The following is a 7645-nucleotide window of genomic DNA, read 5'->3' on the forward strand; positions in this document are numbered from 1 at the left end:
ACCCACACATGCAGCAGAAGAGCCGAAACTTCGTCGTCCAAGCGTGAGTTTTGTCGTCCAGGCACGGGAGAAACACCGGCCGGCCGGTGAAACTGGCGCCTCGTCAGCGGACGACAGCCCGCCCACAGGAACCGCACAGGCAACGACCGCAGGCTCGGGGCATGAGCCACCACGCTGACGAGACCGAAGAGCACGACCTCGGGCTGTCCCACGACCTGCCGAAGTTCATGGCGCGTCGTGGGCTGCTCGGCATCCTGGGCGGGGCCGGCGCCGCCGCGGCGCTGACCGCCTGCGGGTCGGACGACACGACCGCCGCATCCAGCGGTACGCCGAGCAGCTCCACGACGGCCGCCGCGCCGGGCCCCGGCGGCAACCCGCCCGACGGTGGTGGGGCGATGGGCGCGGACGCCGGCGTCGAGGTCGCCGAGGGCGAGATCCCCGAGGAGACGGCCGGGCCCTACCCGGGCGACGGGAGCAACGGGCCCAACGTGCTGACCGAGTCGGGCATCGTGCGCAGCGATCTCACCTCCAGCTTCGGCTCGGGCTCGGGCGTCGCCGAGGGCGTCGCGACGACCGTGAAGCTCAAGGTCTACGACCTCAACGGCGAAACGGTGACGCCGCTCGCCGGCGCTGCGGTCTACCTCTGGCACTGCGACCGCGAGGGCCGCTACTCGATGTACGACGACGAGATCGCCGACGAGAACTACCTGCGCGGCGTGCAGGAGGCCGACGACGACGGCAACCTGACCTTCACCACCATCTTCCCCGCCTGCTACTCCGGTCGCTGGCCGCACATGCACTTCGAGGTCTACGAGAGCCTGGCCAAGGCGACGAGCGCGGAGAACAAGCTGCGCACCTCCCAGCTCGCACTGCCCGAGGACGTGTGCAACGACGTCTACGCCACCGACGGCTACGAGCAGAGCGTCAGCAACCTCGCGCAGGTCGCGCTCGACTCCGACGGCATCTTCAGCGACGGCTACTCCCTGCAGCTGGCGAAGGTGACCGGCTCGGTGAGCGAGGGCTACACGGTCACCCTCAACGTCCCGGTGTGACCGCGGCGGCGACCTGAGAGGATGGCCCCGTGCCGTCCGCATTGCCCGAGGGGGATCCCGTCCCGACCGACGGATCGCTTCCCGAGCAGGCGCTCGCCGCGCTGGGTGAGGTTCCCTTCGGGTTCTACGTCCACGTGCCCTTCTGCAGGGTCCGGTGCGGCTACTGCGACTTCAACACCTACACGGCCGAGGAGCTCGGTCCCGGTGTCTCCCGGTCGTCGTACGCCGACCAGGCCGTCGCCGAGGTGCGCCTGGCCCGCCGCGTGCTCGGTGAGCGGGAGCGGTCGGTCGATACCGTCTTCCTGGGTGGCGGTACGCCGACCCTGCTGCCGCCCGCCGACCTCGGCCGGATGCTGCGGGCGATCGACGACGAGTTCGGGCTGGCGCCGGGCGCCGAGGTCACCACGGAGGCCAACCCCGACTCGGTCGATCTCGCCTACCTCACCGAGCTGCGGGAGGCCGGCTACACCCGGGTCTCCTTCGGCATGCAGTCCGCCGTGCCTTCGGTGCTGGCGGTGCTGGACCGCACGCACGACCCCGAGCGGGTGCCGCGCGTGGTCGAGGCAGCGCGTGCCGCCGGCTTCGAGCAGATCAGCCTCGACCTGATCTACGGCACGCCGGGGGAGAGCGCCGAGGACTGGGAGGCCAGCCTCGACGCGGCCCTGGCCTGCGCCCCCGACCACGTGTCGGCGTACTCCCTCATCGTCGAGGACGGCACCGCCCTCGCCCGGCGGGTGCGTCGTGGCGAGCTGCCGATGCCCGACGAGGACGACCTCGCCGACAAGTACGTCCAGGCCGACGAGCGGCTGACGGCGGCCGGCCTCGGCTGGTACGAGGTCTCCAACTGGGCCCGCGACGACGCCGCCCGCTGCCGCCACAACCTCGGCTACTGGGCCGGTGCCGGCTGGTGGGGGATCGGGCCCGGCGCGCACTCCCACCTCGGCGGCGTGCGCTGGTGGAACGTCAAGCACCCGGCGGCCTACGCCGGCCGCCTGGCCGCCGGCCACAGCCCGGCCCACGCCCGCGAGGTGCTCGACGAGCAGACCCGGCAGGTGGAGCGGGTGCTGCTCGAGGTGCGCCTGCGCGAGGGCCTCGACGTCGCGGTGCTCGACGACACCTCCGCGCTGCCGCGGCTCGTTGCCGAGGACCTCGTCGAGGACCGGGCCGACCGGGTCGTGCTGACTCGCCGCGGCCGGCTGCTGGCCGACGCCGTGGTGCGCACGCTGCTCGACTGACTCCTCCGGTGGACTGACTCCTCTAGGCTCTGCGCCATGTCGGACAGCTACCCGCAGTCGCCCGGGCAGGACCCCCACCAGCCGCAGGACCCCTCCGCGCAGGGGCAGCCGACCCCGCCGCCGTACGGCGCCCCGCCGCCCCAGGGTGCTCCCTCGCCGTACCAGCCCTACGGCGCGCCCGGCCCGACCGGCTACGGCTTCTCGCCGGCAGCGCCGTGGGGCGTCGACCCGGTGACCGGCGTCCCGTACTCGGAGAAGCAGAAGGTCGTCGCGGGCGTGCTGCAGATCCTGCTGCCCTTCGGCATCGGCCGGTTCTACATCGGCGACACCGGCACCGGCATCGCTCAGCTGCTCGTCTCGCTGGTGACCTGCGGCATCGGGGGCATCTGGTCGATGATCGACGGGATCCTGCTGCTGACCGGTCGTCCCACGGACTCCGAGGGCCGACCGCTGCGGTGACCCCGCGCCTCCGGGCGCCGATTCAATCGGCATTAACTCTAGTGATACACTAGTTTTAAGTGCCGAAGGTCGGCGCCACCCGAAGGAGGCTTCGATGGGTCCCGTGATCGGCTACGTGCCGGGTGCCTTCGACCTGTTCCACATCGGTCACCTCAACGCGCTGCGGCAGGCGCGCCAGTGGTGCGACGTGCTGGTGGCGGGGGTCGTCGCCGACGAGGTCTGCCTCGAGACGAAGGGCATCGTGCCGACCGTCCCGCTCGAGGAGCGGCTCGAGATCGTCGACGCGATCGGCATCGTGGACGCCGTCTACGCCGAGCGCACGGCCAGCAAGACCGAGTCCTGGCGCGACGTGGGCTTCCACCGGATCTTCAAGGGCGACGACTGGGCCGGCACGGCCAAGGGCCGGCGCCTGGAGCAGGACATGGCGGCCCTCGGCGTCGAGGTGACCTACTTCCCCTACACGCTGCAGACCTCCTCGACCGCGCTGCGCAAGGCGCTGGCGCACCGCGGCGCCTCGTGAGTACGGTCGTCTCCGACGACGGCATCCTCCTCCCGGCCGCGTCGCGGCCCTTCCTCGTCGAGATCGACGGCCACTACGTGTGGTCGCTGACGCCCGAGCGCGACGGCGTGCGCCAGCTCGGGGGAGTGCTGGTGCCGTGGCCGGGCGTGCTGCGTCCGTACCTCTCCGGCCGTGGCCGGGTCCGCGTCACGGACACGACCGGTGCCGAGGTGCTCTACGACGCCGAGGTCGGCCTGGGGGCCGGCGACGGTCCGCTGGCGGTGGTGGACCGCGCGGGCAACCGGCTGTGCGTCGACAAGGTCGGCCACCTGACGCGCTCGTTCGAGGCGACAGCGGAGGAGGTGCGTGAGGAGATCATGGCCGGCACCCGCCGGGCCATCGACGACCTGCGCGAGCACGCCGGGGTCAAGGCCTACCTCAACTACGGCGCCCTGCTCGGTGCGATCCGCGAGGGCCGGATGCTCGCGCACGACTCCGACACCGACCTCTGCTACCTGTCGGACCACACCTCGCCGGCCGACATCATCACCGAGTCCTACCGGATCTCGCGCGCGATGCGGGCCCGCGGCTGGAACCTGCTGCGCATGTCCGGCGGCGACATCAAGCTGCTGCTGCCGCTCTCCGACGGCCGGCTGTGCCACATCGACGTCTTCGTCGCCTTCCACGTCGGCGACACCTTCTTCCAGCTCGGCAACCGCAGCGGCGACCTGCCGCGCTCGGCGATCGAGCCGTTCTCGACCATCGAGTTGCACGGCCACGAGTTCCCCGCGCCGCGCGACCCGGAGGCGATGCTCGCCTTCCTCTACGGGCTCGACTGGCGCACGCCCGACCCTTCCTTCCGGTACGCCGACCCGCCGGCCGGCGTGCGTCGCCTGGACGGGTGGCTGCGTGGCTTCCGGGCCGAGATGGGCCTGTGGACCGGCTTCGTGACTGGCCCGGACGTCCGCTCGGTGCCGCGTGGGCCCTCGCCCTTCGCGCGCTGGGTGGCGCCGCAGCTCGGCGAGCTGCCCGTGCTCGACGTCGGGACCGGGACCGGCCGCGACGCGCTCTGGTTCGCGCGCAGGGGCCACCGCACCGGCGCGGTCGACTTCTCGCGCGCAGCCGTCACGATGGTCCGCCGCAAGGCGGCGCGCCACGGCGTCGACGTCGACGCCGACCAGCTGATCCTGGGCGAGCTCCGCTCGACCCTCCTGCACGGCACCCGGTTGGCCCGCGACCCGCACCACCTCTACGCCCGGCAGCTGATCGGCTGCCTCGACGACCCCGCTCTCGACCAGCTCTGGCGACTGGCCCGGATGGCCCTGCGCCCCGGTGGCGGTCGCCTGTTCCTGGAGTTCTCGGCGACCCACGACGGTCCCGACGGTGCCGCCGGGACCCCGCTCGCCCCCGAGGGCCTGGTCCGCCGGGTCGACCCGGCCCGCGTGCAGGCCGCGATCGAGGCCGCGGGCGGCGTGGTCGAGGAGCTGGTCGTCGTACCGGGTGAGGACCTGCTCGGCGGCGACGACCCCGCCATCTGCAGGATCCGGGCCGCCTGGCCCGCACGGAACACGAAGGACGACCGATGAGCACCCACGACCTCCGCACGCGCGTGCGCGAGCAGGCCAAGCACCGACTCCCCGCCCCGGTCGTCGACCGGATCCGCGCCCGCGCCAGCCTGCGCGAGCGGGTCCGCGTGCTCGAGGCCGAGGCCCAGGAGAGCCGTCAGCTCAACCGCCGCATCGCCGAGCTCACCGACGTGGTCGCCGAACTGCTGATCCCGCTCGACGCCCGCGACCAGGACCGGGTCGACGAGGTCCTCGCCCGCTACCAGCAGGGGTTGTAGCCGCCGATCAGCTGGAGCGGAGCGACGGCCAAATCACTGAGTCACGAAGTCGATCAGCTCCTCGACCCGCCCCAGCAGCTGCGGGTCGAGGTCCTGGAAGCCGCGCACCCCGCCGAGGATGTGCTTCCACGCCCGCGCGATGTCGGCCTGGTCGCGGTGCGGCCAGCCGAGCTGCTGGCAGGTGCCCTTCTTCCAGTCGATGTCGCGGGGGACCTTCGGCCAGGCCTGGAACCCGAGGCGCTCGGGCTTGACGGCCTGCCAGATGTCGATGAACGGGTGCCCGACGATCAGCACGTCCTTGCCGACGGGCGACTTCGCGATGCCCTGGGCGATCCGACTCTCCTTGGAGCCGGCCACGAGGTGGTCGACGAGGACGCCGACGCGGCGGTTCGGGCCGGGCTTGAAGTGGCGCAGGTGGTCGGCGAGGTCGTCGACGCCGCCGAGGTACTCCACGACCACCCCCTCGATCCGCAGGTCGTCGCCCCAGACCTTCTCGACCAGCTCGGCGTCGTGGCGGCCCTCGACGAAGATCCTGCTGGCGCGGGCCACCCGCGCCTTCGCGTCGTGGACGGCGATCGAGCCGCTGGCGGTACGGGTCGGCCTCACCGGGCCGGCCTGGGTGATCGGGGCGGTCAGCACGACCGGCTTGCCGTCGAGCAGGAAGCCCGGCCCGAGGGGGAAGGTGCGACGCTTGCCGCGCCGGTCCTCGAGGGTCACCGTGTCCAGGTCGCGGTCGACGGCGACCACCTCGCCGCACCAGTCGGTCGTGACCTCCTCGACCACGATGCCCGGGTCGGCGGGCGTCTCCACCGCCCGACCCCGCTTCGGGACCTTCCAGTCCCCGGCCAGCACATCGGTCCCGTAGCGATCCACGACGGACCACCTTAGGCGGGTCAGACCAGCGGCAGCTGGCGGCGCGCCCGTGGCAATTGCGCGTACCCACGGGGGATCGCGTGGTGCAGTGCGTCGCGGGGGAAGGGCCACTCGGCGCCGGCGAGCGCCTCGTCCTCGGGGACGCCGCGGGTCGCCAGGTCGCGGATCGTCTCGGCGACGGCCCTGAGGTCGTCGCACTGCTGCTCGACGAAGCGGCGGTCGACCACGGCGCCGTGACCGGGGACGACGACCGTGCCCGGCGTGATCAGCCCGAGCACGAGGTCGAGGGTCTGCGGCCAGTCGAGGGGGTACGAGTCGGAGCCCAGCGACGGGGGAGCGGACTCCTCGACGAGGTCGCCGATCAGCACCACGTCGGCGTCGGGGACCCGGACGACGAGGTCGCCCGAGGTGTGGCCGCGGCCGGGGTGCACGAGCTCGAGCTGGCGGTCCCCGAGGTCGATGACGGCCGCGCTCGAGAAGACGTGGTCGGCAGGCGGGGCCTCGGGGTCGGTCGCGGCGGCGGCGTCCTCGGTCGCGTGGACCGGCGGGTCGTCGTACTGGTCGCGGAAGGTGGCGTTGCCGAGCACGTGGTCGAAGTGGGCGTGCGTGTTCACGACGGCGACCACCGAGCCGGCGCGCAGGTCGCCGATCGCGTTGATGGCGGCGCGCGCCTCGGCCGCGGTGGCCAGGGTGTCGACCACGACGAGCCCGCGCTCGCCGCCGACGACGGTCAGGTTGACGTCGTACGACGGGACGCGGAGCTGCCAGACGCGGTCGGCGACTTCGGTGAACGGCACCCGCTCACCGTAGCGGGACCGGGCTCAGCAGAGTCCGGCGTGCAGCTCCGAGCGCAGCAGCTCGCCGAGGTCCTGGGCGCTGTGGGCGGCGCGGGGGAAGGCGAGCACGGCCTCGTGGGAGCCGGTCGGGTCGACCCACTGCAGGACGACGCCGTTGGCCCGCAGGTCGGCGAGGTGGACCCCGACGACCTCGCCGAGCCGGGTGCCGGTGCGGGTCGCGACGGCGCGGCGCAGCTCGTCCTGGTGGCAGTGGTTGGCGTGCTCGGTCGAGCGCTGGAGGAAGCCGCGGTTGAGGTCGTGGGCGCGCGAGGTGAACGCCGTGAGCGGGACCCGGATCCGGGCGTGGTCGGGCCCGTCGCCCTCGCGGGCGAGCAGCGCGAAGTCGAGGTGGAGCAGCACCCGCATCCTGACCTCGGTGCAGCACTCGCACTCCTCGAGTCCGGCGGCCTCGAGGCGCCCGGAGAGGGTGAGCGTGGCGTCGCGGTCCGGCGAGCCCGCCCGGCCCAGGCCGCTGTGCAGGGTCAGCAGGGCGCCGCGCCCGTCCGTCGCGGCGATCGCCAGCGCGGCGTCGGCGGGGCAGGCGAAGACCGGCCGCCCGCCGTGGTCCTGCATCTCCAGGTGCGCGTCCTCGAGACCCTCGGTGACGTCGTCGATGCCGTCGACCACCAGCCGTACGTCGGCCGGGCACGCCAGGATGCTCCGGGCGGCGGCCGCCAGCCGGTGGACGTCGGCGCGGCCGGCGTCGATGCCGGGGTCGAGGGACATGGCGGACTCCTGGGTTCGACGATGGGATTAGGTGAGCCTAACCTATCTCGTCGAACGACGTGGGGGAAGCCTCGTGCCGTCGGTCCTGCCGTTCGCCCGCCGCGCAGGTAGGCTTGGCACTC

General features: G+C 72.9%; 9 protein-coding genes. 6 read left to right on the forward strand and 3 right to left on the reverse strand.

From position 1 onward, the window contains the following. The first annotated feature begins 161 nt into the window (after window positions 1-161). The 6 genes from ASE20_RS07215 (at window position 162) to ASE20_RS07240 (ending at window position 5088) form a co-directional block, all read left to right on the forward strand. Window positions 162-1052, forward strand: a complete 891-nt coding sequence (locus ASE20_RS07215) for a hypothetical protein (RefSeq protein WP_056893904.1) — start codon at window positions 162-164, stop codon at window positions 1050-1052. Window positions 1053-1081: 29 nt separating this feature from the next. Then, window positions 1082-2287, forward strand: a complete 1206-nt coding sequence (gene hemW / locus ASE20_RS07220) for a radical SAM family heme chaperone HemW (protein WP_056893905.1) — start codon at window positions 1082-1084, stop codon at window positions 2285-2287. 36 nt (window positions 2288-2323) lie between these two features. Beyond that, window positions 2324-2746: a TM2 domain-containing protein gene (locus ASE20_RS07225; protein WP_056893906.1), complete on the forward strand. Its 423-nt coding sequence runs from the start codon at window positions 2324-2326 to the stop codon at window positions 2744-2746. Between the two features lie 94 nt (window positions 2747-2840). Then, window positions 2841-3266, forward strand: a complete 426-nt coding sequence (locus tag ASE20_RS07230) for an adenylyltransferase/cytidyltransferase family protein (protein ID WP_056893907.1) — start codon at window positions 2841-2843, stop codon at window positions 3264-3266. After that, the gene (locus ASE20_RS07235; protein WP_056893908.1) at window positions 3263-4831 is read left to right on the forward strand and encodes a class I SAM-dependent methyltransferase; all 1569 of its coding nucleotides are present in this window, start codon (window positions 3263-3265) and stop codon (window positions 4829-4831) included. Before ASE20_RS07230 ends, ASE20_RS07235 begins: the two co-directional genes overlap by 4 nt. Continuing rightward, complete coding sequence (locus ASE20_RS07240) at window positions 4828-5088, forward strand: DUF6752 domain-containing protein (RefSeq protein ID WP_225868974.1); 261 nt, start codon at window positions 4828-4830, stop codon at window positions 5086-5088. Before ASE20_RS07235 ends, ASE20_RS07240 begins: the two co-directional genes overlap by 4 nt. A gap of 33 nt (window positions 5089-5121) precedes the next feature. On the opposite strand, the gene ASE20_RS07245 is transcribed toward ASE20_RS07240, so the two are convergent. The 3 genes from ASE20_RS07245 to ASE20_RS07255 are packed head-to-tail and all read right to left on the reverse strand — an operon-like array spanning window position 5122 to window position 7523. Further along, window positions 5122-5961, reverse strand: coding sequence for a DUF3097 domain-containing protein (locus ASE20_RS07245; RefSeq protein WP_225868975.1), 840 nt, complete (start codon window positions 5959-5961; stop codon window positions 5122-5124). Between the two features lie 20 nt (window positions 5962-5981). Further along, window positions 5982-6758 carry an MBL fold metallo-hydrolase gene (locus ASE20_RS07250; protein ID WP_056893909.1) on the reverse strand — a complete coding sequence of 259 codons (777 nt, stop codon included), beginning with the start codon at window positions 6756-6758 and terminating at the stop codon, window positions 5982-5984. A gap of 24 nt (window positions 6759-6782) precedes the next feature. Then, window positions 6783-7523 carry a hypothetical protein gene (locus ASE20_RS07255; RefSeq protein ID WP_056893910.1) on the reverse strand — a complete coding sequence of 247 codons (741 nt, stop codon included), beginning with the start codon at window positions 7521-7523 and terminating at the stop codon, window positions 6783-6785. Window positions 7524-7645 lie beyond the last annotated feature (122 nt).

Origin of the sequence: Nocardioides sp. Root240, from assembly GCF_001428825.1 — a bacterium.
In the GTDB taxonomy this organism is placed as follows: Bacteria; Actinomycetota; Actinomycetes; order Propionibacteriales; family Nocardioidaceae; genus Nocardioides.